This window comes from Agrococcus sp. Marseille-P2731 (assembly GCF_900117395.1).
Lineage (GTDB): Bacteria > Actinomycetota > Actinomycetes > Actinomycetales > Microbacteriaceae > Agrococcus.
In genome coordinates, this window is record NZ_FPEG01000003.1 from 469,327 (window position 1) to 488,975 (window position 19,649).

Here is a 19,649-nt window from a genome sequence, read left to right on the forward strand (position 1 = left end):
GCAAGCCTAGGCGGCGCGCTCGAGCCCGAGCACCCCTCGCCGGACGCGCAGAGGCCGGGCGCCTGCTGGTGCAGGGCCCGGCCTCTCGAACCGACTACTTGCGGTTGCGACGCTGGTGGCGCGTCTTGCGAAGCAGCTTGCGGTGCTTCTTCTTCGCCATGCGCTTGCGGCGCTTCTTGACCACAGAACCCATTGAGGTTCCTCACTTCCGTTGGAGATTGCTCGTCGACGCTGCGTGATCGCCTTCGCCGGAGGGCGATACGACATCAGCGCATTGAAAACGCTCGGGACAGCGTACCGGAATCCGGCTGCGCGCCGCATATCGGGGCGCCGGGCGCCTCAGTCGAGGTCAGCGTCGTCGCTCTCGCGGGCCGGCCGCTCGCCGCGATGGGCACGCTCATCGGCGCCCGGGGCGGTCAGCTCGTCGCGGCCGCGCATCTTGTCTCGCACGCCGTCGAAGCGCTGCGATGCGCGCGACTGCATCTCGTGCAGGCGGTCCTGCACCTCCTGCACGCGGTCCCGGGCCTCCTGCACGCGGTCCTGCAGATCGTGCACGCCCTCTGCGGCACGACGGCCGAGGGAGTTGCCGACCGGCGCCGGGTGCTCGACGCTCTCGGTGACCCGCGCGAGCGCCGCCTCGGTCGCGACGCGGGCCTGCTCGGCCGCCTGGCGCGCCTGATCGGCAGCGGCGCGCAGCGGCGCCTGCACGTTGACCCCGGCCCAGGCGGCGAAGGCGGCAGCGCCGAGGTTCGCCTCCTCCTGGTCGCTGTCCGCGAAGATGAACGGCATCAGCCAGTCGTCGATCTCGTCGAAGGGCGAGAGCACGATCGAGTAGAAGCGGTGCTGGCCGTCTTCGCGCACCGTCACGAGGCCCGCGTCGCGCAGCGTGCGCAGGTGCTTCGACACGGTCGGCTGCGGCACGCCCAGCGTGTCGACGATCTGGCTCACGCTGGCCTCGCCCGAGGCGCCGCGACGGTCGAGGAGCACGCTGAGGATGTCCCGTCGCGTGCTGTCCGCGATCACGCTGAAGATGTCGGCCATGCGCTCAGCATGCCAGCGCGGCGCGGGCGCGACAAACCGCGATCCGTGCGTCTTCGGTGGGAAGGACTACGCTTGGCGCGTTCTGCGCCGAGCTGCGGCGCTCGCATCGTCGGGAGGCGCGTCAGGTGGCGGAGCGGCAGTCCCTCAGCGCTCGGGAGACCCTCGGGCGCGCGCGCGACCGCCTCGAGGCGTTCACCACCGCCTACCCGGCCCGCTTCGCGATCTTCGTCTTCGCGGCGCTGAACCTCGTCTGCATGCTGCTGCTCATGACGCCGCTCGCCGCGGCCGACGGGCGGGCCACCTCGGTCGTCGACGCCTTCTTCCAGGCCGTGAGCGTCGTCTGCGTCACGGGCCTGACCGTCGTCGACATGGCGACGCACTGGAGCCCCTTCGGCAACGCCGTCGTGCTCATCGGCGTCGAGGTCGGCGGCATCGGCGTGCTGACGCTCGCCTCGCTCCTCGGCATGACGGTCGCTCGCCGGCTGGGGCTCCGCCAGCGCCTGATGGCCGCGAGCGACAGCAACCCCTCTCGGGTGCGCAAGGGCGTCGTGAAGGAGGGCCAGGCCATCCGCCTGGGCGAGGTCGGCGGCCTGCTGCGGATCGTCGCGCTCTCGGTGCTCGTGTTCGAGGCCGTGCTGATCGTGCTGCTCTTCCCGCGCCTGCTGCTCGCCGGCAAGGACCCGCTGACGGCGCTCTACGAGGCCACCTACTGGTCGATCATGGCGTTCACGAACTCGGGGTTCGTGCCGACCGTCGAGGGCCTCGAGCCCTTCGCGACCGACCCGTGGTTCCTCATCGTGCTGATGCTCGGGGTGTTCATCGGGTCGCTCGGCTTCCCCGTCTACTTCGTGCTGCTGCGGCACCTGAGCCACCCGCGGCAGTGGTCGCTGCACGTGAAGCTCACCATCTCGGTGTCGATCATGCTCTTCCTCGCCGGCGGCCTCGCCTACCTCGTCCTCGAGTGGGGCAACGAGGACTCCTGGGGCACGCGCGACTTCGGGCAGCAGATCCTGCACGCGTTCTTCCTCTCGTCGATGGCCCGCTCCGGCGGCTTCGCCGTCGACGACCTCGGGCTGCTGCACAACTCGAGCCTGCTCGTGACCGACATGCTGATGTTCGTCGGCGGAGGCTCGGCCTCGACCGCCGGCGGCATCAAGGTGACGACGCTCGCGATCCTCTTCCTCGCGGCGATCGCCGAGGCGCGCGGCCGCAAGTCGATGGAGGCGTTCGGCCGCCGCATCCCCTCCGACGTGCTGCGCCTGGCGGTCTCGGTGACGCTGTGGAGCGCGACGATCATCGCCACCGTCACGGTCGTCCTGCTCGAGATCACCGGCGCCCCGCTGTCGTTCGTGCTCTTCGACGTCATCAGCGCGTTCGGCACCGTCGGGCTCTCGACCGGCTTCACGCACAGCGGGCTCGAGGACCCTGCGAAGGTGATCCTCGCGCTGACCATGTTCGCCGGGCGCATTGGTAGTGTGACGCTCGCTGCAGCCCTGGCTGCCAGCCAGCGCACGCAGCTGTTCACGCGCCCCGAGGAGAGGCCGATCGTTGGTTGACAGGATCCCCCACGACGCCCCCGTGCTCGTGATCGGCCTGGGACGCTTCGGCGCCGCCACCGCCGGGCAGCTCGCGCGCCTCGACCGCGAGGTGCTCGCGATCGACGGCGACATCAACCTCGTCCAGAAGTGGTCGGAGCGCCTCACGCACACCGTGCAGGCAGACGCCCGCTCGATCGACGCGCTCAAGCAGCTGGGCGCGCAGGACTTCTCGATCGCCGTCTGCGCCGTCGGCTCGTCGATCGAGGCCTCGGTGCTCATCGTCGCGAACCTCGTCGACCTCGGCATCCCGCAGATCTGGGCGAAGGCGATCAGCCAGTCGCACGGCAAGATCCTCAGCCGCATCGGCGCGAACCACGTCATCTACCCCGAGGCAGAGGCGGGCGAGCGCGTCGCCCACCTCGTCTCGGGTCGGATGCTCGACTACATCCAGTTCGACGACCGATTCGCCATCGTGAAGATGTACCCGCCGAAGCACATCCGGGGCGTCACGCTCGCCGAGTCCAAGATCCGATCGAAGTACCACCTGACGGTCGTCGGCGTGAAGAGCCCCGGCGGCGAGTTCACGTACGCCACCCCAGAGACCGTGGTGTCGAACCACGACCTCATCATCGTCTCGGGCGAGCAGAACGACATCGAGCGCTTCGCCAGCGTCGGCTCGTGAGCCACGACTCCGAGCGCCGGGCGCTCGCCGACACCGACCGCTGCCCGTGCGGCACCGGTCTGCCGTTCGGCGAGTGCTGCGCGCCGATCCACCGCGGCGAGCGCCAGGCGGCCACCGCCGCGGCGCTCATGCGCTCCCGCTTCACGGCCTACGCGGTGGGCGACGTCGACTGGCTGCTCGCCTCCTGGCACGCCTCGACCCGGCCCCGATCGCTCGAGCTCGACCCGGGCATCCGCTGGCTGCGCCTCGACGTGCTCGGCAGCACCGGGGGCGGCCCCTTCGACCGCGAGGGCACCGTGGCGTTCGCCTCGCACTGGCTCGCCGAGGGCACCCGTGGCTCGATGCGCGAGCACAGCCGGTTCCGGCGCGACGCCGGCTGGCAGTACGTGGACGGCGACAGCCTCTAGCCACCCGCGGCCGGCCCGTGGCGACGCCTCGGTGTCAGCCCGCGGCCAGCTCCTGCGCGCGCGCGAGCGCCGCCGTGGTCGCCCGGTCGAAGGTGCCGCCGAGATCCGCGGCCTGCAGCACGCCGACGGCCTGCTCGGTCGTGCCCTTGGGGCTCGTCACGCGCCGTCGCAGCTCGGCGGGCGAGGCACCCGTCTCGTCCGCGGCGAGCAGCTCGGTCGCGCCGCGGAACGTGCCCTGCACCATCGTCGCCGCCTGCTCGGCCGTGAAGCCCATCCGCTCAGCCGCCTTCGTCAGCTCCTCGATCAGCAGGAAGACATAGGCGGGGCCGGAGCCCGAGATGGTCGAGAGCGCATCGATCTGCGACTCGTCGAGCACGATCACCTCGCCAACGGCCTCGAACATGCGCGCCACCAGGGCGATGTCCTCGTCGCTCGCGCGGCTGCCGCCGGCGACGCCGGTCACCCCGAGCCCGACGGTCGACGGCGTGTTGGGCATCGCCCGCACGACGGCGACGGATGCGGGCAGCGCGGCCTCGATGGACGCGGTGGTCGTGCCAGCGGCGATCGAGACGACCACCGCATCCGCCGCCAGGTGCGGGGCGATCTCGCGCGCGAGGTCGACGATGCCGACGGGCTTGACCCCCAGGACCACGAGCTTGGCGCCCGCGATCGCGCGGGCGTTGCCGTCGGGGTCGTCGGCGAGCGCGATCGACTCGACGCCGTCGAGCTCGATCGCGGCGGCCTTCTCAGCGGTGCGGTTCGTGACCGCGATGCGCTCGGCGCCGTGGCGCACGAGACCGTGGAGGATGGCGCCGCCCATGGAGCCGACACCGAGCATGGCGATGGGAGGGAGGAGATCGGTCATGCCGGCCAGGCTATCCGCGTCGCTCGTCGTGCGCGGCGACGGCGCGTGGCGTCGCCGCCGCGAGCGTAGACTTCCCGCCGTGAGCGCATCCCACGGTACGAAGGCAGTCGTCGCGGCATTCCTGGCCAACACCGGCATCGCCATCACGAAGTTCATCGCCTGGTTCTTCTCGGGCTCGGCATCCATGCTCGCCGAGGCCATCCACTCGGTCGCCGACGCCGGCAACCAGCTGCTGCTGCTGCTGGGCGGCCGACTGGCGAAGAAGAAGGCCGACGAGGAGCACCCCTTCGGCTACGGCCGCGAGCGCTACGTCTGGGCGTTCATCGTGGCGCTCGTGCTGTTCTCGGTCGGCGGCCTGTTCTCCATCTCGGAGGGCATCTCGAAGATCCAGCACCCGCACGAGCTCGAGATCGTCTGGCTGCCGCTGGTCGTGCTCGGCGTGGCGATCGTGCTCGAGAGCTTCTCATTCCGCACGGCGATCAAGGAGGCCAACCAGGTGCGCGGCACGTCCGGTTGGTGGCAGTTCATCCGTCGCTCGAAGAGCCCCGAGCTGCCGGTGATCCTGCTCGAGGATCTCGCGGCGCTCGTCGGCCTGGTCTTCGCCTTCTCCGCCGTCGGCCTCACCGCGCTCACGGGCAATCCGCTGTTCGATGCCATCGGCACCCTGTTCATCGGCGTGCTGCTGATCGCGGTCGCAGCGATCCTGGCTGTCGAGATGAAGTCGCTGCTGATCGGCGAGGGAGCCACGAGCGAGGACCACGCTCGCGTGCAGCGCGTCCTGAACGCCAACCCGGGCGTCGAGGCCGTCATCCACATGAAGACGCTCTACCTCGGGCCCGACGAGCTGATGATCGCGGCGAAGGTCGCCTTCCCGCCGCACTCCGACATCGAGCACATCGCGACCACGATCAACGATCTGGAGGCGAGCCTGCGCGACGAGGTCGAGCACGCCCGCGTCATCTACATCGAGCCCGACCTCTACATCGAGCGGCCCGAGATCGCGCCGTCCACCGACCACATCGTCATCCAGTCGGGCAACTGAGGTCGCGGCCGCGGCTCCCTAGGCTGGCTCCATGGACTTCCTGCACTCGCTCCTCGTCGCTGCGCACCTGATCGGCGCCTCCCTGCTGGTCGGCACCTTCTTCGTGCAGATGCGCGCCAAGGCGGGGTTCCACTTCCCCATCATGCTGACGGGCGCGTCCATCCAGCTCGCCTCCGGCATCGCGCTCTACGGCCTCGCGATGGCCGGCGACGACGAGCCGAACCACGTGAAGCTCGGCATCAAGGGGCTCATCGCGGTCGTCGTCTTCGTCGCGGCGCTGCTCGGCTTCCTGCGCGGCCGCGCGATCCAGCACGAGAAGGCGGGCCTGCGCCAGGGCGGCGCGGTCTCGGTGGGCAACCTCGCGGTGCCCGAGCGTCGCGTGAAGACGCTCTTCCACATCGCCGGCGGCCTGGCGCTCGTCAACCTGCTGATCGCGGCCCTCTGGCAGTGAGGCGCGGCGCTCGCCCGGGCGACCGGTAGGGCGATGCCGAGTCGGGTGCCGAGCGGCCAGCTGGCCGGTCGAGCGGGCCTCAGCGGCGGGCGGCGAAGAACGCGCGCAGCTGCGCCTCGGCCTCACCGGCGAGCACGCCCGCGACGACCTCGACGCGGTGCGGCAGCCGCCGCTCGCGCAGCACGTCCACCACGCTGCCGGCGGCGCCCGCCTTGTCGTCCCAGGCGCCGAAGACCACGCGCTCGATGCGGCTCGCGAGGATCGCGCCGGCGCACATGACGCAGGGCTCGAGCGTGACGACGAGCGCGCATCCGTCGAGCCGCCACGTGCCCAGCCGCGCCGCGGCCTGGCGCAGCGCCACGACCTCGGCATGCGCCGTCGGGTCGTGCAGGGCCTCGCGCTCGTTGCGACCGGTGCCGATGACGGTGCCGGATGCGTCCACGACGACGGCGCCCACCGGCACGTCGTGCGTGACCTCGGCCGCGAGCGCCTGCTGGAGCGCCTCGCGCATGTGCGCCTCGTCGCGCGCAGCTGGCCGCATCCGAACTCCTCGCGCTGATCCTCGACGCTCGGCGCACCGCGTGCGCCCACTACCCTGAACCCTATGCGAGTCCATGTCGCCGACCACCCGCTCATCACCCACAAGCTGACCGTGCTGCGGGATGCGGCCACGCCCTCCCCCACGTTCCGCGCACTCGTGGGCGAGCTGATGACGCTCCTCGCCTACGAGGCCACCCGCAACGTGCGCGTGACGCCGAAGGAGATCCAGACGCCGGTCACGACGACCGTGGGTGTCGCGATCGCCGAGCCGCGACCGCTCGTGGTCCCGATCCTGCGAGCCGGGCTCGGGATGCTCGAGGGCATGACGGCGCTCGTGCCGACCGCGGAGGTCGGCTTCCTCGGCATGGCGCGCAACGAGACGACGCTGGAGCCGACGACCTACGCCGAGCGCCTGCCCGACGACCTCAGCGACCGCCAGTGCTTCGTGCTCGACCCGATGCTGGCCACCGGCGGCTCGCTCTCGGGTGCCATGCGGTTCCTCTTCGACCGCGGCGCTGTCGACGTCACCGCGATCTGCCTGCTGGGCACCCCCGAGGGCCTGGAGCGCGTGGAGCGCGACATGGCCGGCCACGACGTGACGATCGTGCTGGGCGCGCTCGACGAGCGCCTCGACGAGCGCGGCTTCATCGTGCCGGGGCTCGGCGACGCGGGCGACCGGCTGTACGGCACCGTCGACCACTGAGGGACCGGTGCTGCGGCGCAGCGCCCGCTGGGCGCCGTGCCCGTCTCCGTCACAGTTCGTCACATCGTTGCGAAGTTTGACACCGCACGCGCGAAGCCTCGATACTGGCAGGCATGACGACCACCTTCCGCCCTCAGTCCGTCCTCGTGACGAACGGGTCGAACGGCATGATGATGCCGAAGGTCGCCATGCGTCGAATGTGTGCTTGAGCACAGCTCGCACCGTCTGACCGCCTCTACGAGGAGTCGCTGACGCTCTCGCGTCGCACCCTCTGGGCTTGAGCAGCCCCATGGGGCGGTCCCCGAACCGGATCCGGTTCGCACACGACTGATCGACACTCACGTCGACGGCTGCGTCATCCGTGCCTCCGCGCACGCGCAGCCGACGACGGCACCGCCGGAAGGCCCCCTCATGACCATCACCGCCCTCAGCACCCGCACCCGCCGCCCCTCCTTCGAGCAGCCCGCCGCCCGCGGCACGAGCGCCCTCGCGCGTCGGGTCGCCACAGTCCACCCCGCTGCGCAGCCGCAGCCGGCCGCATCCCGCCCGGTTGCGCCCAGCCCCGTGCGAGCCGTCCCCGAGGGCACCGAGGCGCGCGGCTTCGTGCTCTACGTCGGTCTCGGCGAAGACGCGGCAGCGGCCGACCAGATCGAGCTCGCCCGCCTCGTCGGCGAGCTGCGCGCGCTCACCGCGCGCCTGGCGCCCAGCGCGCAGACCCACGCCGCGGTCGCGCTCGCGCCCTCCGGTTCCGGCGGCCGCGACGTCGAGGTCGTGCGCCGCGCGCTCGGCGACCCGGCCGTGCAGCAGGCCGCGGCGCCCGAGGTCGAGCAGGGCATCGTCATCGACCTGAGCCGCAAGCGCGTCGCGATCGGCGACGACATCGCGCCCCTCACGTACCGCGAGTTCGAGCTGCTGCAGCACATCGTGCTGCGCGAGGGCTCGACCGTCGGTCGCTGCGACATCATCGACGCGCTCTGGCACGTCGACGCCGACGACCGGCCGAACGAGCGCACCATCGACGTGCACGTGCGCCGGCTGCGCGCGAAGCTCGGCGGCTACGCCGAGATCATCCGCACGGTGCGCGGGGCTGGCTACCGCTTCGACCGCCACGCTGACGTGACGGTGCTCGCGAGCGGCCCCAGCCCTGACCGCTTCTGAGGCATCGAGCGCCGGCTGCGTGCCACAGCCAAATCACAGCCCGCGCTGGGCCCGCTCGTTACCGATCCGTTATACATTCGACGCACGTTGATCGTAGTGCTGTGGCGGTCAGCGGAAGCGAAGGCCAACGCCTCGCTTGGTGCAAGGGACTGGGGCCGGCCGAGAGAACTCGGTCGGCCCTGCACCATGTCCGGGGCGCGCGGGCGCTACCGCGAGCAGCGCCACAGGGCAGCCGCCGATCCGGGAGCGGCCCTCAGCCCAAGTGCTCTGCCAGGAACGCGGATGCGCGGCGCCGGAACGTGCCGGAGGTCGGCGCGTTCACGTGGTTGCGACCCGGGATCGGCTCGAAGCGCCCGTCGGGCAAGATCGGCACGAGGGTCTCGGTATCGCTGGCGCGGCGATCCTGATCACCCGTCATCAGCAGCGTCGGCACCGCGGGCGGCGCTTCCTGCGGATCGAAGAGGGTCGCCGACACCTCGCCGGCCAAGGTCACGAGCGTCGCGGGATCGTGCTCGGGGAACACGCCCGCCAGGTCGACGATGAACGACTCCATCGGGCCCGGCTCGGCCTCGCCCGCCAGCGCCCGGTGCGCCAGCTCGACGTCGAAGCGCTGGAACGGGTCCCCCGCCGGCAGTCCGCCGAGCACGAGCGCGCGGAAGGCGTGCGGCCGCGTGCCGGCATGCCGCCACAGCAGCCGAGCACCCATCGAGTAGCCGATCGCGCCCGGCACCTCGTCGAGCGCGAGCTGCTCGAGCACCGCGTCGACGTCGTCGACGAAGCGCTGCACCTCGTAGCCGATCGTCGGGCGGTCGCTGTCGCCGTGCCCGCGCAGATCCATGGCGATGCCGCGCAGCCCCGCGGCGGCGAGCGCCTCACCCCATCGCGTGTCGATCCAGTTGCGCTGCGCGTTCGACGAGAAGCCGTGGATCAGCAGCACCGGCCGGCCGGCCGGATCGCCGAGCTCGTGCAGGGCGATCCGCACGGCGTCTGGCGCCATCGCGAAGACGGTCATGCCGCGGCCACCACAGCGCGGCGGTCCGATCGGGCATCGAGCTCGGGAGCATCCATGGCTTTAGGCTATGCGTCGAGAGAGAGGGCTCCCGTTGCCGCGTTCCGTCCTGTTCGTCAAGCACATCGAGTACGAGACGGGCGGGCACGCCACGACGCTGCTGTCGCACCTGCCGACGCGCGAAGCCGTCTTCCCGACAGCGCTGCCGAGCCTCGACGAGATCGCGGGCATCGTGATCCTCGGCGGCCAGATGAGCGCGGCGGACATCGACGAGTTCCCCTCCCTGCAGCTCACGGCCGACCTCGCGCTCCGCGCGATCGACGCCGAGATCCCGGTGCTCGGCCTCTGCCTCGGCCATCAGATCATCGGCCGCGCGCTCGGCGGCGAGCACCGCGAGGGGGCCGTCGACGCGGTCGGCGTCGTGGACATCGACCTGATCGAGCCGGAGCCATGGCTCGGCGACCACATCGGCCGCATCGGCGCCATGCGCTGGAACAGCGATGTCGTCTCGCTGCCGCCCGGCGCCACGCTGCTCGCCCGCAGCGAGAGCGTCGACAACGACGCCTTCCGCTACGGCTCGGCCGTCGGCATGCAGTTCCACCTCGAGGCCGACGATCGCGTGATGCGCCTGTGGAACTCCGTCGCGACTCCGACGCTCACAGACCTGCGGGGCGCGGATGCGGTGGCGCAGTGGCGCGAGCACCTCGCGACCGATCCGACCCTGCTGGGCGTCGTGGAGCGCGGCTTCGGCGCCTTCGCGAGCGCCTGCGCCGAGCGGCTCTAGGAAGGGCACCATGAAGCTCCTGCTGACCTCGATGGGCGTCACGAACGCCAGCATCTCCGACGCGCTCGTCGAGCTCCTCGGCAAGCCGATCGCCGAATCCAGCGCGCTCATCATCCCGACCGCCGCCCACCCGTTCCCCCAGGGCGCCGGCATGGTGTGGGAGGCGGTCGCCGGCCGCGCTCCCGGACCGCTGGCCGAGCTCGGCTGGAAGTCGCTCGGCGTGCTCGAGCTCACGGCGCTCCCCACCATCCGAGAGGAGAGCTGGGTGCCCGCGGTGCGCGACGCCGACGCCCTGCTGGTCTGGGGCGGCGACGTGCTGTACCTCTGCCACTGGATGCGGCGGTCCGGCCTCGCCGACCTGCTGCCCTCGCTCGACTCGACCGTCTACGTCGGCGTGAGCGCCGGCAGCATCGCGCTGACGCCCCACAACCCCGATGCGGAGTTCGACCTGCAGTTCGTGCCCGATGGCAGCGACATGGCGCAGGAGGCCGACATGACGCTGGGCCTCGTCGACTTCGCGCTGCACCCGCACCTCGTCCCGGAGGGCACGCCCGGCGCGACCCTGTCGGCGATCGAGCGGTGGGCCGAGGGCATCCCCAGCTCGACCTACGCCATCGACGACGCGACCGCGATCACCGTCGTCGACGGCGCGGTGCGAGTGGTCTCCGAGGGCGACTGGCACCTGCTGCAGCACTAGGCGCAGCACTCCGCCGGCACTGGCGCTGCGTCAGATCGCGACGCGCAGGCGCCCGACCGGCTCGCCGGCGCTCAGCTGCAGGAGCCCGAGCGGCTCCGCGAGGCGGTCGAGGGTGCCTGCCGGGATGGCGCCCGCGCGCTCGAGCAGTGCGAGCGCCACGGGCGCGCCGGCGCGGCGGGCGCCGTCCGCGGTCTTCACGACCGCGGTCGTGCCGTCGGGGGCGACCATCGCCTGCGTGCCCTCCGCGCCGAACTTCGTCGCGCATCCGGTCGCCTCGATCACGACCGCATCGGGCTTGCCCGTGCCGTCGATGAGCGTCGGATGCGCGCGCATCGCGTCGCCGATGCGCCGGTGCGCGCCGACGCCGTCGGGCGCGAGGCGGCGGAAGGCGCACGCGAGGCCCACCGGCGTGGTCGGGAAGACGACCGCGCCGCATCCGTCGTGCGCGAGGCCGTCGATGCGCTCGCCGGCCGCGGCAGCGAGGCCATCGCGCAGCACACCCGTGAGCGGATGGTCGTCGCGCCAGTACTCGGCGGGTGCGCCGAGCGCGCGTGCGGCGGCGGCGAGACCGATGTGCTTGCCGGAGCACATGTGCGCGAAGCGCCGCTGCGAGCCGTCGGGCGCGCGCATGGGCGTGCAGCGCAGGTGCTGCTCGTCGACGCCGTGCAGCGCGGCCATCGCCTGCGCGGTGTCGAGGTGCTGCTGCTCGGCGTGATGGCTGGCGCTCGCGAGCGCCGCGTGGGCCGGCTCGAGCTCGAGCAGCCCTGCGTCGATGAGGGCCGCGGCGTACAGCGGCTTCAGGCTGCTGCGGGCGAGGAACGGCCGTGCGATGTCGCCGTGGGCCTCGACGACGGTGCCGCTCGGGTCGATGACGACCGCGACGCCGCGGTGCTCGGATTCGTCGAAGCCGTCGCGCTCGACGACGGCGAGGAGCTCGGTGGTGGGCATGCCTCCACGCTAGTCGGCGGTGCTGCTCGCCTCGAGGCCCAGCAGCAGCTGCTTGGCCGCCGCCCCGCCGGCGTACTGACCGATGCCGCCGTCGCTGCGCACCACCCGGTGGCACGGGATGACGATCGGCAGCGGGTTCTTGCGGCACGCCGTGCCGACGGCGCGCACCGCGGCGGGCGAGCCCACCGACTGCGCCACCTGCGCGTAGCTGCGGGTCTGGCCGTACGGGATCTCGCGCAGCCGCTCGACCACGCGTCGCCCGAAGCCGCGCGCGAGCGCGAGGTCGAGCGCGCCGTCGTAGGTGCGCGCGTCTCCGGCGATCAGCCGCTCGAGGCCGCGCGCCGCGTCGTCGAGCAGCGCCGGCGCCTCGAGCACGCGGGGGCTGAGCGTGGCGGAGAGCCGCTCGAGGGTCGCCTCGGGGGCGGCGCCGTCGAAGGTGACCGAGACGAGCCCCGCGGGAGTCGCGGCGAGCAGCAGCGGGCCGAGCTCGGTGTCGAGCCTGCGATAGCCGACGTCGAGCAGCTGCTGCTCGGCGGCGCGCTCGGCGAGACGGGCGCGCAGCGCGGTCAGGGGCGCCGCCGGGAGCTCGAGGGATGCAGGCAGGTCGAGGTGCATCGCGTCGTCAGGCACCGTCGCCTCCCAGCAGTGCGCGCAGCCGACGCATGCCGTCCGACGAGGCGCGACGCGCCGCATCCGCAGACCCGCCGATCGCTGCGGCCACGTCTGCGAACGGCAGGCCGCCGAGGTGGTGGAGCACCACCGTCTCGCGCTGGCGCGGCGAGAGCCGAGCGAGCGCGCGCGCCAGGTCGAGGTCGCGAGCGAGCCCCGGCACGGTCGAGTCGGGCGCCGCGCGATCGGGCACCTCGCCGACCACGAGCCGCGAGGACCGGCGCAGCACGTCGATGGACTTGCGGTGCGCGATGGTCACGAGCCATCCCTCGATGCTCGCGTCGTCGGCCAGTCGGGGGTAGGCCTCGAGCGCCGCGAGGAAGGTCTCGCTCCACGCGTCGTCTGCGTCGGCCTCGGGCAGCAGCGCCCTGCACACCCGCCAGACCCGCGTGCCGTGCTGCGCGACGATCGCATCGAACGGGGCACGGGTCACGCGACCGAATCTAGCCCGCCGCCGGCAGCGCCGGTCGGGATGTCGCGGTCGCCGAGATCGAGCGCAGCGCCGACCTCGAGATCGAGCAGGAAGCGCTTGCGCTCCGTGCCGCCCGCGTACCCGGTGAGCGCGCCGCTCGCGCCGACGACCCGGTGGCACGGCACGACGATCGAGAGCGGGTTGCGGCTGTTCGCGAGGCCCACGGCGCGCACCGCGGTCGGCTGGCCGATGCATGCCGCGATCCAGCCGTAGGTGCGCGTCTCGCCGTAGGGGATCTCGCGCAGGGCGCTCCACACCCGCTGCTGGAAGGCGGTGCCGGCGGGGGCGAGCTCGAGGTCGAAGCCGGTGCGCTCCCCCGCCCAGTACTCGCCGAGCTGCGCCACGGCATCCCCGAACGCCGCGTCGTCGCGCTCGCCGAAGGCCGCCTCGTCGGGCGCTGGCCGGTGGTCGAGCATGTAGACGCCGCGCAGGCCCGCGTCGCCGCGGACGAGGGTGAGCGGGCCGATGGGACTGGAGATGGTGGTGTGCGTCATGGTCGTATTCCTCTCATACCCTGCCAACGCGCGGGGCGGCTCGGATGTGAGGCTGTGGATCGCAGCCCGGCGCGCCGCCGTAGGCTCAGAGCATGGAGATCGCGCTCGTCCGCCACGGCCAGACCGACTACAACCGTGACGGGCGCCTGCAGGGCTCGAGCGACATCCCGCTGAACGAGACGGGCATCGCGCAGGCGCTCACCGCCGCGCGACTGCTCGCCGACGAGCCGTGGGATGCGGTGGCGTCGTCGACGCTGCAGCGCGCGATGGTCACGGCCGACATCATCGCCGCAGAGCTCGGGCTCGACGTCGCGGGCCGATACGCGAGCCTCATCGAGCGCGCCTACGGCGAGGCCGAGGGGCTCACGAAGGAGGAGGCGGTCGCCCGCTTCGGCGACGAGTGGCCGGGCGAGGAGTCCTTCGAGGACCTGCAGCGGCGTGCGGTCGCCGCCGTCGACGAGGTCGCCGCGGCGAACCCGGTCGGTGGGCTGGTGATCGTGGCGCACGGCACCTTCATCCGAGCCTTCGCCGATCACGTCAGCGGCATCGAGACGGACACGCCCGCCAACGCGCACTCGGTGCGCTTCGCAGGGCTGCCGGGTGCGTGGCGCCTCGTCGGCGGGCTGGTGCTGCGATGAGCCTCCATGCACTGCGGGCCGCGCTGCCGGAGGGCGTGCTGATCGTCGACCCGGTGGCCCTGGCCGTCACGCGCGCCGACAAGTCCGGCCACCGCTCGGCATCGGCGCCGCTCGCGATCGTCGAGGCCCAGGCGCCCGAGCACGTGCAGGCGGCGATGCGCTGGGCGAGCGAGCACGGGGTGCCGGTCGTGCCGCGCGCCGCGGGCACGGGCCTCGCGGGCGGCGCGATCGCCAGCGGCGGCGAGCTCGTCGTCTCGGTCGACAGGATGCGGCGCGTCCTCGACATCTCGCTCATCGACCAGTCGTGCGTCGTCGAGCCGGGCATCCGCAACGCCGAGCTCAACGAGATCCTGGCGACGCACGGCCTGTGGTGGCCGCCGGACCCGGCGAGCCGCGCGATCTCGACCGTCGGTGGCAACATCGCCACGAACGCCGGCGGCCTGCTGTGCGCGAAGTACGGCGTCACGCGCGAGTGGGTGCTCGCCCTCGACGTGGTGCTCGCCGACGGAAGCCGCATCACCACCGGGCACCGCACGGTCAAGGGCGTCACCGGCCTCGACATCACCGCGCTCATGATCGGCTCCGAGGGCACGCTCGGCATCGTCGTCGGCGCGACCCTCAAGCTGCGGCCGCTCGTCGACGGCGTCGTCTGGACCGTCGGTGCCTTCTTCGACGACGAGACCACCGCGGCAGCCGCCTGCACCGCCGTGACGGCCTCGCGCATCCGCCCCGCCATCATGGAGCTCGTCGGCCGCGACGCCGTCGCGATGCTCGCCGCCTACACCGGCCGCCCGATGGAGGGCGCGTTCGTGCTCGTGCAGACCGACGACCTCGGGGCCGAGGCGACCTCGGAGACGGTCGCGCAGATCCTCGTCGCGCACGGCGGCCGGGTCGAGCGCACCGACGACCTGCGCGAGTCGGATGCGCTGGTGCAGGTGCGCAGGCAGGTGCACTTCGCGCTCGAGTCGTTCGGCACGGTGCTCGTGGAGGACATCTCGGTGCCTCGGTCGCGGCTGGCCGACATGTTCGTCGCCTGCGACGAGGCGGCGGCACGGCACGGCGTGCGGCTCGCCGTCACGGCCCACGCGGGCGACGGCAACCTGCACCCGACCTTCGTCTTCGACGGGCCGGAGCCGAGCGACGCGATCTGGGCCTGCGCGAACGACGTCTTCGCGGCGGGCATCGCGCTCGGCGGCACGCTGACCGGCGAGCACGGCGTCGGCATCCTGAAGCGCCGCTGGCTCGTGGACGAGCTGGGCGAGCGGCAGCTGGCGCTGCAGCGGGCGGTCAAGGCCGCCTTCGACCCGCTCGGCATCCTCAACCCGGGCAAGGCCCTCTGACGCCCTGACGCTCAACCGGCCAGGCGGCCGGGCGAAGCCCTCTGAGGCCCCGCCGACCGGCTGGCCGGTTGGAGGTGACTAGCGGACGGCGACGAGGTCGCAGACGAAGATGAGCGTCTCGTTGGGGCCGATGACGCCACCGGCGCCGCGCTCGCCGTAGGCCAGGTGCGGCGGGATCACGAGCTTGCGACGCCCACCGACGCGCATGCCCTCGATGCCCTGCTCCCACCCGGGGATGACCATGCCGACGCCGAGCGGGAACTCGAGCGGGGCGCCACGGCCGTAGGAGGCGTCGAACTCCTCGCCGCCGGAGTGGGTCACACCCACGTAGTGCACGCTCACCTGCGTGCCCTTCACCGCCTCGTCACCGTCGCCGACAGTGATGTCGGTGATCTCGAGCTCGGTCGGTGCGGGGCCCTCGGGGGCGTCGATCTCAGGCTTCTCAGTCATGCGTCAATCCTCGCACGCCCGCCGCTGGACACCGGGGCGCGGGCTCCGGGTCAGTGCTCGTCCTCGTCAGCCTGCAGCCCGATCTCCTCGCGGTCGACGATGCGCTGCACCGTGCCGACCGTCTTCGAGTCGAAGCGCCCGGAGCGTCGCACGTGGTCGAGCCACAGGCGCTCCGCCTCGACCGCGAGGTGGCGGAGGCGCGCGATCTGCGCGACGTCGGTCGCGGCATCGTCCGGATCCACCTCGGCGACGTGCGCTGCCCACGCGCGGCGGGACCGCATCCGCTCGCCCGCTGCCTCGACGAGCGCGCGGTCGATGCCCTGCTGCTCGGCCGAGCGCTCCATCGCGTCGATGCCTGCCTCGATCGTCTCGCCGAGCAGCTCGTCGAGCTCGAGCCGGTGGCGCTCGGCGCCGTCGTGCGTGAGCCGCAGCGCGCGCACGAGCCAGGCGAGCGTGCCGCCCTGCACGAGCAGCGTGACGATCGCCACGACGAAGGCGACCAGCACGAGCTCTGCACGCATCGGCACGTCGGCTGGCAGCGTCTGCACGGCCGCGACGGTGACGACGCCGCGCATGCCCGCCCAGCCGATCGTGAGCATGTCGCGCCAGCCGAGGCGCTGGTCGTCGAGCGCCTCGATGTCATGCCCGCGCATCGCGTGCAGGCGTCGCAGCTTGGCAGTGCGCTTGGAGTCGCCCTCGGCCTGCTCGAGCTTGCGGCCGAGGCGCGCGTGCTCGCGGCGGCGATGTCCTGCCGCGCTTCGCAGCCACCACATGAGCGGCGGCATCGAGATGCAGCGCACCGCCAGCAGCACCGCGCAGAGCAGCAGCCCCACGAGCACCACGTTGACGAGGTGGCGCTCGCCCGCGTCGACGGCATCCATGATCACGAGCAGCTGCATGCCCATCGTCAGGAAGACGCCGTTCTCGACGATCACGGAGAACGTCGCCCAGGTGGCGCTCTCCTGCGCACGCCTGGTGGCGCGGATGCGCACCTGGCTGCGGTTGCCGATGACGAGCCCGGTGATCACCACAGCGACGATCCCGGAGCCGTGCAGCGACTCCGCCGCGAGGAACGCGAGGAACGGCGTCGCGAGCGAGATCGCGGTGTCGATCGCGCGGTCGTTGGCGAACTGGCGGATGCGCACGGTCGCGTAGCCGACGACGGCGCCGACCACGAGGGCCACCACGACGGCGATCGCGAAGTCGCCGAGCAGCGGGCCGGCCGCGATGTCGGAGTCGCCGACGCGGACGATGGCTGCGACGGCGGTGCTCAGCAGCACGAGCGCCGTGGCGTCGTTGATGAGCCCCTCGCCCTCGAGGATGGTGACGACGCGCGGTGGCAGGCCGAGCCGCTTGCCGAGCGCGGTGGCGGCGACGGCATCCGGAGGCGCGACGACGGCGCCGAGGGCGAGTGCGGCGGCGAAGCCGATCACCGGCCACAGCGCCTGCAGCACGAGCGCGACCGCGAGGGCGCTGACGGCGACGAGCAGCACCGCGAGGTAGCCGATCACGCGCAGGTTGCGGCGGAAGTCGACCGCTGGCACCTTGAGCGCCGCCGTGTAGAGCAGCGGCGGCAGGATGATCGTGAGGAAGACCTCCGGCGGCACCTCGATCTCTGGCACGCCAGGGATGAGCGAGATGCCGGCGCCGAGCACGACGAGCAGCAGCGGCGCGGCGACGCCGATGCGGTTGGCGATGGTCGCGACGGCACCGATGATCAGGATGCCGATCACGACCACCAGGGTCACTTCTGTGGTCACGCCGTGCATCCTCGGATCGTATCGACCCCGCGCATCCCGAGGTTGCCGCCGTAGCCTGAGCACGTCGGCCCGACACCGGTGTCGACGCGACGCAAGGAGGAACCATGGCCATCACCTCGAACGCCAGCGCGACCTGGAACGGCGATCTCGCCTCGGGCAGCGGCACCGCACAGCTCGCCTCAGGATCGAGCTTCGACCTGACCTGGAAGGCACGCGCAGAGGAGGGCGGCTCCGTGACGCCCGAGGAGCTGATCGCCGGAGCGCACGCCTCGTGCTTCTCGATGGCGCTCTCGCACACCCTCTCCCAGGCGGGTCACACCGCGGAGTCGCTCGCGACATCCGCGAAGGTCTCGTTCGTGGCCGGCACGGGCATCACCGGGAGCGCGCTCACGGTGACCGGGCGCGTGCCCGGGATCGACCAGGACCAGTTCGCCGAGTTCGCAGAGCAGGCGAAGGCCGGATGCCCGGTGTCGCAGGCGCTCGCCGGTATCGAGATCACGCTGGAATCCGCGGTGCTCGAAGGCTAACTTGCGCTTCGTGCAATGTTCGCCCTAGCACTCGCGTGCAATTCCGGGCTATAAACAGAGTTGACAGACTTTCCAACTCAACGAAGGAGCATCATGAAGCTCAGCAAGCCCGGCCGCCGTGGTGACGATTTCATCATCATGGGCGACCTCGTCATCACCGGCGACGACTTCATCATCATGGGTGGCGGCGACGACTGACGCCAGCTCGAACCCGTAGCCGCGGCCCCGACATCCGAGTCGGGCCGCGGCTTCGGCTTTCTGCGGGCAGGGCGCCGGTCGAGGCAGGACGGGTGCGGTGCCCGCGCAGCGCTCAGCGCAGGTCGTCGGCGATGCGGATGAGCACCTTCCCGGTGACGCCTGCTTCGACGGCGTCGTGCGCCGCTGCCGTGTCCTCCAGGCCGAACCACGTCAAGGGCAGCCCCGCGTCCTCGCCCACGGGAAGCGCGCCCGCTTCGAGGGCCGCGCTGATGTCGTGCGCCGCGGCTGCGAGCGCCTCCTGCCCGACGGTGTAGAGCAGCACTCCCTGCCAGCGTGCGTTCTTGGCGAAGCTCGCCATGATCGGAGCGGTGAACTCGTCGCCGTTGTTGTTGGCGTAGTAGGCGATGCTGCCGTGGTTGGCGAGCACCTCTGCGTCGAGCGCGGCGTTCTGGGCGAGCGCGACCTCGACGATCTGGTCGACGCCGTTCGGAGCGATCGAGCGCACCTTGGACGCGAGCGCGCCATCGGGGTACTGCAGGACGTGGTCCGCGCCCGCCGCGCTGGCGAGCGCTGCTTTCTCGTCGCTGCTGACGGTGGCGATCACCGTCGCCCCCGCCCACCGCGCGAGCTGGATCGCCGCGTGCCCGACGGCCCCTGCGCCGCCCTGCACCAGGACAACTCGCCCGTCGAGAGAGCCAGGCGAGAGGTGCGCCGGGCCCAGCTCGTGCACCGTGAGCGCGCGGTGTGCAGTCATCGCCGGGACTCCCAGGCTCGCCGCGACGTCGAACCCGATGTCGTCCGGCAGCGGCACGACACGGCTCGCGGGCAGGACCGTGAACTCCTGCGCAGTTCCTGTCGGCCGTTGATGGGCCGCCAGGAAGACCCATACGCGGTCGCCGACCTGCAGATCATCGACGTCTGCGCCGACAGCGTCGATGACGCCTGCGCCGTCCTGGTTCGGGACGACCTCGTCGAGCTCGAGGGGCCGATTGCCCGCACGGGCCTTCCAGTCCGTCGGGTTCACGCCTGACACGGCGACGCGCACGCGCACCTCGTCCGGTCCCGGAGCCGCGGGCTCGCGCTCGGTGAGCTGGAGGACGGACGACGGGCCGGGCTTCGAGTAGATGACAGATCGCATGGTGTGTGCAAGGCCGAATCGGACGCGGACATTCCTCAGCCAACAGAAGAACCCCCGGCCAGACTCGCGTCTGACCGGGGGTTCTTCGTCCTACTACT

General features: G+C 72.0%; 24 protein-coding genes. 12 read left to right on the top strand and 12 right to left on the bottom strand.

Annotated features, from left to right (window positions below):
• Window positions 1-94: 94 nt before the first annotated feature.
• Both BQ6202_RS10400 and BQ6202_RS15230 read right to left on the bottom strand, forming a co-directional pair.
• Window positions 95-193 (bottom strand): 30S ribosomal protein bS22, encoded by a 99-nt coding sequence (locus BQ6202_RS10400; protein WP_021011861.1) that lies wholly within the window; start codon window positions 191-193, stop codon window positions 95-97.
• A gap of 146 nt (window positions 194-339) precedes the next feature.
• Window positions 340-1,041 (bottom strand): ArsR/SmtB family transcription factor, encoded by a 702-nt coding sequence (locus BQ6202_RS15230; protein ID WP_072314386.1) that lies wholly within the window; start codon window positions 1,039-1,041, stop codon window positions 340-342.
• A gap of 125 nt (window positions 1,042-1,166) precedes the next feature.
• On the opposite strand from BQ6202_RS15230, the gene BQ6202_RS10410 reads away from it, so the two are divergent.
• Genes BQ6202_RS10410 through BQ6202_RS10420 form a run of 3 tightly spaced genes read left to right on the top strand, consistent with a single transcriptional unit; the run spans window position 1,167 to window position 3,668 of the window.
• Window positions 1,167-2,597 (top strand): TrkH family potassium uptake protein, encoded by a 1,431-nt coding sequence (locus BQ6202_RS10410; protein ID WP_072314387.1) that lies wholly within the window; start codon window positions 1,167-1,169, stop codon window positions 2,595-2,597.
• Window positions 2,590-3,261: a potassium channel family protein gene (locus tag BQ6202_RS10415; RefSeq protein WP_072314388.1), complete on the top strand. Its 672-nt coding sequence runs from the start codon at window positions 2,590-2,592 to the stop codon at window positions 3,259-3,261. Before BQ6202_RS10410 ends, BQ6202_RS10415 begins: the two co-directional genes overlap by 8 nt.
• A complete protein-coding gene (locus BQ6202_RS10420) occupies window positions 3,258-3,668 on the top strand; it encodes a YchJ family protein (protein ID WP_072314389.1) in 411 nt (136 codons plus the stop codon). The genes BQ6202_RS10415 and BQ6202_RS10420 overlap by 4 nt, the downstream gene beginning before the upstream one ends.
• Before the next feature lie 34 nt (window positions 3,669-3,702).
• Here BQ6202_RS10420 and proC read toward each other — a convergent pair whose 3' ends face one another.
• Window positions 3,703-4,533 (bottom strand): pyrroline-5-carboxylate reductase, encoded by an 831-nt coding sequence (gene proC, locus BQ6202_RS10425; protein WP_072314390.1) that lies wholly within the window; start codon window positions 4,531-4,533, stop codon window positions 3,703-3,705.
• Window positions 4,534-4,612: 79 nt separating this feature from the next.
• Between proC and BQ6202_RS10430 the strand changes: the two genes are divergently transcribed.
• Entirely contained in the window at window positions 4,613-5,575 is a 963-nt protein-coding gene (locus BQ6202_RS10430) for a cation diffusion facilitator family transporter (RefSeq protein WP_072314391.1), read from the top strand.
• 31 nt (window positions 5,576-5,606) lie between these two features.
• Window positions 5,607-6,026, top strand: a complete 420-nt coding sequence (locus BQ6202_RS10435; protein WP_072314392.1) for a hypothetical protein — start codon at window positions 5,607-5,609, stop codon at window positions 6,024-6,026.
• A gap of 79 nt (window positions 6,027-6,105) precedes the next feature.
• Here the strand turns inward: BQ6202_RS10435 and tadA are convergent, their stop codons facing one another.
• The gene (gene tadA / locus BQ6202_RS10440; RefSeq protein WP_072314393.1) at window positions 6,106-6,567 is read right to left on the bottom strand and encodes a tRNA adenosine(34) deaminase TadA; all 462 of its coding nucleotides are present in this window, start codon (window positions 6,565-6,567) and stop codon (window positions 6,106-6,108) included.
• 63 nt (window positions 6,568-6,630) lie between these two features.
• Here tadA and upp point away from each other — a divergent pair, with 63 nt between their 5' ends.
• Window positions 6,631-7,269 (top strand): uracil phosphoribosyltransferase, encoded by a 639-nt coding sequence (upp, locus tag BQ6202_RS10445; RefSeq protein ID WP_072314394.1) that lies wholly within the window; start codon window positions 6,631-6,633, stop codon window positions 7,267-7,269.
• Between the two features lie 411 nt (window positions 7,270-7,680).
• Window positions 7,681-8,427 carry a winged helix-turn-helix domain-containing protein gene (locus tag BQ6202_RS10450; protein WP_072314395.1) on the top strand — a complete coding sequence of 249 codons (747 nt, stop codon included), beginning with the start codon at window positions 7,681-7,683 and terminating at the stop codon, window positions 8,425-8,427.
• A 253-nt stretch (window positions 8,428-8,680) separates the two neighbouring features.
• Here BQ6202_RS10450 and BQ6202_RS10455 read toward each other — a convergent pair whose 3' ends face one another.
• Complete coding sequence (locus BQ6202_RS10455; protein ID WP_072314396.1) at window positions 8,681-9,439, bottom strand: alpha/beta fold hydrolase; 759 nt, start codon at window positions 9,437-9,439, stop codon at window positions 8,681-8,683.
• 91 nt (window positions 9,440-9,530) lie between these two features.
• Here BQ6202_RS10455 and BQ6202_RS10460 point away from each other — a divergent pair, with 91 nt between their 5' ends.
• Window positions 9,531-10,220, top strand: coding sequence for a type 1 glutamine amidotransferase (locus BQ6202_RS10460; protein WP_072314397.1), 690 nt, complete (start codon window positions 9,531-9,533; stop codon window positions 10,218-10,220).
• Between the two features lie 10 nt (window positions 10,221-10,230).
• Window positions 10,231-10,917 carry a Type 1 glutamine amidotransferase-like domain-containing protein gene (locus BQ6202_RS10465; protein WP_072314398.1) on the top strand — a complete coding sequence of 229 codons (687 nt, stop codon included), beginning with the start codon at window positions 10,231-10,233 and terminating at the stop codon, window positions 10,915-10,917.
• A 30-nt stretch (window positions 10,918-10,947) separates the two neighbouring features.
• Here BQ6202_RS10465 and BQ6202_RS10470 read toward each other — a convergent pair whose 3' ends face one another.
• The 4 genes from BQ6202_RS10470 to BQ6202_RS10485 are packed head-to-tail and all read right to left on the bottom strand — an operon-like array spanning window position 10,948 to window position 13,500.
• On the bottom strand, window positions 10,948-11,865 hold the full coding sequence (locus BQ6202_RS10470; protein ID WP_072314399.1) for an asparaginase: 918 nt from the start codon (window positions 11,863-11,865) through the stop codon (window positions 10,948-10,950).
• 9 nt (window positions 11,866-11,874) lie between these two features.
• Entirely contained in the window at window positions 11,875-12,495 is a 621-nt protein-coding gene (locus tag BQ6202_RS10475) for a methylated-DNA--[protein]-cysteine S-methyltransferase (RefSeq protein ID WP_234946192.1), read from the bottom strand.
• Window positions 12,488-12,967 carry an RNA polymerase sigma factor gene (locus BQ6202_RS10480; protein ID WP_072314400.1) on the bottom strand — a complete coding sequence of 160 codons (480 nt, stop codon included), beginning with the start codon at window positions 12,965-12,967 and terminating at the stop codon, window positions 12,488-12,490. Before BQ6202_RS10480 ends, BQ6202_RS10475 begins: the two co-directional genes overlap by 8 nt.
• On the bottom strand, window positions 12,964-13,500 hold the full coding sequence (locus BQ6202_RS10485; RefSeq protein ID WP_072314401.1) for a methylated-DNA--[protein]-cysteine S-methyltransferase: 537 nt from the start codon (window positions 13,498-13,500) through the stop codon (window positions 12,964-12,966). Before BQ6202_RS10485 ends, BQ6202_RS10480 begins: the two co-directional genes overlap by 4 nt.
• Window positions 13,501-13,592: 92 nt before the next feature.
• Here BQ6202_RS10485 and BQ6202_RS10490 point away from each other — a divergent pair, with 92 nt between their 5' ends.
• On the top strand, window positions 13,593-14,138 hold the full coding sequence (locus tag BQ6202_RS10490) for a histidine phosphatase family protein (protein ID WP_072314402.1): 546 nt from the start codon (window positions 13,593-13,595) through the stop codon (window positions 14,136-14,138).
• The gene (locus BQ6202_RS10495; RefSeq protein WP_072314403.1) at window positions 14,135-15,478 is read left to right on the top strand and encodes an FAD-binding oxidoreductase; all 1,344 of its coding nucleotides are present in this window, start codon (window positions 14,135-14,137) and stop codon (window positions 15,476-15,478) included. Before BQ6202_RS10490 ends, BQ6202_RS10495 begins: the two co-directional genes overlap by 4 nt.
• 78 nt (window positions 15,479-15,556) lie before the next feature.
• Here BQ6202_RS10495 and BQ6202_RS10500 read toward each other — a convergent pair whose 3' ends face one another.
• On the bottom strand, window positions 15,557-15,928 hold the full coding sequence (locus BQ6202_RS10500; RefSeq protein WP_072314404.1) for an FKBP-type peptidyl-prolyl cis-trans isomerase: 372 nt from the start codon (window positions 15,926-15,928) through the stop codon (window positions 15,557-15,559).
• 50 nt (window positions 15,929-15,978) lie between these two features.
• Window positions 15,979-17,688, bottom strand: a complete 1,710-nt coding sequence (locus BQ6202_RS10505) for a cation:proton antiporter (protein ID WP_159433639.1) — start codon at window positions 17,686-17,688, stop codon at window positions 15,979-15,981.
• Between the two features lie 104 nt (window positions 17,689-17,792).
• Between BQ6202_RS10505 and BQ6202_RS10510 the strand changes: the two genes are divergently transcribed.
• A complete protein-coding gene (locus BQ6202_RS10510; RefSeq protein ID WP_072314406.1) occupies window positions 17,793-18,215 on the top strand; it encodes an OsmC family peroxiredoxin in 423 nt (140 codons plus the stop codon).
• Between the two features lie 310 nt (window positions 18,216-18,525).
• On the opposite strand, the gene BQ6202_RS10515 is transcribed toward BQ6202_RS10510, so the two are convergent.
• Window positions 18,526-19,551 (bottom strand): NADPH:quinone reductase, encoded by a 1,026-nt coding sequence (locus BQ6202_RS10515; protein WP_072314407.1) that lies wholly within the window; start codon window positions 19,549-19,551, stop codon window positions 18,526-18,528.
• Window positions 19,552-19,649: the final 98 nt, after the last annotated feature.